4 protein-coding genes are annotated in these 2,624 nt (G+C 62.5%); 1 reads left to right on the top strand and 3 read right to left on the bottom strand.

All coding sequences use genetic code 11. The features are described from left to right. Window positions 1-61: 61 nt before the first annotated feature. From ABD104_RS30035 to ABD104_RS30025, 3 genes are read right to left on the bottom strand one after another with little or no spacing between them, the layout of a single operon-like run. Window positions 62-529 (bottom strand): hypothetical protein, encoded by a 468-nt coding sequence (locus ABD104_RS30035; protein WP_343928870.1) that lies wholly within the window; start codon window positions 527-529, stop codon window positions 62-64. A gap of 2 nt (window positions 530-531) precedes the next feature. Next, a complete protein-coding gene (locus tag ABD104_RS30030; protein WP_343928869.1) occupies window positions 532-1,281 on the bottom strand; it encodes a hypothetical protein in 750 nt (249 codons plus the stop codon). Next, a complete protein-coding gene (locus ABD104_RS30025) occupies window positions 1,274-2,275 on the bottom strand; it encodes a hypothetical protein (protein WP_343928868.1) in 1,002 nt (333 codons plus the stop codon). Before ABD104_RS30025 ends, ABD104_RS30030 begins: the two co-directional genes overlap by 8 nt. 35 nt (window positions 2,276-2,310) lie before the next feature. Here ABD104_RS30025 and ABD104_RS30020 point away from each other — a divergent pair, with 35 nt between their 5' ends. Then, complete coding sequence (locus ABD104_RS30020; RefSeq protein WP_343928867.1) at window positions 2,311-2,511, top strand: hypothetical protein; 201 nt, start codon at window positions 2,311-2,313, stop codon at window positions 2,509-2,511. Window positions 2,512-2,624 lie beyond the last annotated feature (113 nt).

The following is a 2,624-nucleotide window of genomic DNA, read 5'->3' as shown; positions in this document are numbered from 1 at the left end:
GAAAACGCGCGCGCGGGCGCGAGACGTTGCGTGTCCTGTCCGCTTTTGTCCGTGGTCAGCGTCATGCCCCGATCTCCTCGGATTCGGCGATCAGCTCGCCCATGGTGCCCATTTGGGGCTGTTGCTGCGGTCGTTTCACCTCGTTCTCCAACACGGCCATCATGTGTCGGCCAAGATTGCGTGCAGTACGCTTCTTGTCCGCGGGAAGTTCCAGCAAATCACGGCGCCTGGCCGCTTCTATCGTTCGAATTGCAGCGGTCGAGATGGTGGTATTGGGTGTAGATGCCGACAGACTGCGTCCTACATCAAAGAGGGCTTGCCGATTGGCGACACGTGCCGTGATATCTCCCCACGTGGCTGCGGGTGCACCGAAGTGGAAACGGCAGAACCATTCAGAAGTCCCAGACGTGGATGACGTCATGGTGCCCGGCATCACACAGCCGGCAACGTGGCAACATCCCCACGGCCGCACAGGCTCTGTGCTGTAACCGGCATCTTCCATTGCCTCGCTGTATGCGCCTTTTTTCATCGTCACTCCCTGGACCGAACTGCTGCGGCGGTACGTTGCTTGGCGGCCTGTAAGCGGGCTCGTTCCTCGGCATTGGCCGTCATTCGGGCGTCAATCAGGCGGTCTCGAGGCGATCCGATGGTGGATAGCAATCGCTTCACCTCGGCGAGTTGGGCAAGCCCGGCGGCGGTGGGCCCCTCTTCTGGCATCGGCGGGGGCAACAATGCTGCCGCAGCGGGTGCGGGCAGCAGACCAGCATTTACCGCATGCGTGATGGCGACCTCCCTACGGGAAGCATCCGTTCCCAGGCTGGGCATCCAACGCATAGGACGTCGTGCCCTGCGGGCATCCGCGACCAGGCGGTCATAGGCCTGCCGGAAGGCCATGCGGGCGCCCGTGTCGTCGCCGGCCTGAAGAACTGGGCGAACCTCGGATAATGCTCCGGCAATCTCCTCCGTCCAGACCACGGTTTCGCGTTCATCGCGACCGCGTAGCGCGATTGCCCAGGCCTCGTCAGCGCCGGGTCGGCCACCCTGCTGCATGGCCTGCTCAATTTGCCCGATGACGTGGGCCGGCTGAATCGGAGAGCGGAATTTTCCTTCGGCGGGATCCTGGATGTGAGCCTGGATGGCCTTCTCCACCAGCGGCCAGGGGAATTGCTGGATCGCCCGGAAGAACAGCGCCTTGGCACGATCGGACAGTAAGGGGATGCCGCGAAGCTCATGGACGTCATCCAGCAGGTCGCTCAGCGCGTCGAAGTCGTCTTCAGACATCGATCACCTCCGCACCGTTGCCGAACAGGCGGCGCTTGGCCGCAGCCTTGATGCGCTCGCGCTCATCCAGATTGCTCGGAGGCGATTGCCTGACGCCAGGTAGTCCGGGGCGGCTTTTCCCCGGGCTTGCGCGACGTCCCGCGCGTTCGCTGGCCCATTTGCGCTCGTTACGCACCCAGTTGCGCCAGGTGGCGTCCCAGTCCAGCTTCAGGCCAGCTTTGCCGGGAACGGCCACCCAGTGGTCGCGGAAGGCTTCGGCCTGGCGGCGAACGTCGTCTTCGGTCCACTCGGGCACCTCCGCCATGGCCCAGACGCCCAGCGAACGTCGGAGTTGCCAATCAGCAGGCAGGCGTGTGCCGCGTTTCGTGTCGGTCATGTCGGATTCCTCGGCAGCTTGATCGACGTCGGTTCCGGCGATCAGGGTGAGCTGGGCTCTCGCGGGGGCGTGCGCGGATGTGCGCTCGCGCTCGGGCGCACGCGCTCCCCCCTCAGGTTTTTCCCCTCTTTCTTTTCCCTCTATCCCCTCTGTAGGGAAAACTGGTACTGCTTCGGGTGGAAATTGGGACAGCTTCCCGTAGGAATTGGGACCGCTTGACTGGGAAACTGGGACAGCTTCAGGAGGTGAAGCAGTGGCGAATTCGGTACTGCTAAGCGGTCCCGGATTTGGGACATCTGAGCAGGGTGTGTTTTGGGACTGCTTAGTAGTGCCGTTATTGGGACCGCTTGGGGGCTCGACCAGACGCCAGACAATCACCGATTTGGTGCTGCCGACGCGCTCGCCAGTGTCCTGGATGAATCCGAGTTCTTGCAACCTGCGCAAATTGGCGAGAACCGTTTTGCGGTCCTGCCCGGTATTGGCGACCAGAGTGGTGGTCGAGGCGAAGCTGGTCATGTGGCCGTCCGACTCGTAGTGAGCAAGAACGGTCAGCACCTGCTTGGCAGGGGCATGTTTGACGGGCGTATTCAGCGCCCACTTGACCGCGCGGCCGCTCATGCGAAACTGGGCCTCCACCCACCCAAGGAGCGCTCATGTCCAGCACCAACCCATTCAAGAACCTGACGCCCGCCCAACTCGAGAAGGCGATGTCCGAAGGACTGAGCAAACTGCTCGGGAGCCCCGTTCACGTCTCTATCGACGGGCTGAGCTACCACGACTCGGAAGACTTCATGGATCGCAACCGGCTCGCGATATCGAGCGTCGTCCTGGAGAAGGAGCCGAACTACAGCTGAACCGGCGCAATGATGGGGGGCGAACATAGTCAATTCGACCTCCCATACGCAAACGCCTTCCGAATCGCATGAAACCGCGCCTCAGCATCCGGATTCGTATCCAGCTCGGCCCG

It is taken from the genome of Pigmentiphaga daeguensis, from assembly GCF_039523035.1.
In the GTDB taxonomy this organism is placed as follows: domain Bacteria; phylum Pseudomonadota; class Gammaproteobacteria; order Burkholderiales; family Burkholderiaceae_B; genus Pigmentiphaga; species Pigmentiphaga daeguensis.
Note: the sequence above shows the minus strand (reverse complement) of the source record. Positions and strands in the feature narration are given on the sequence as shown.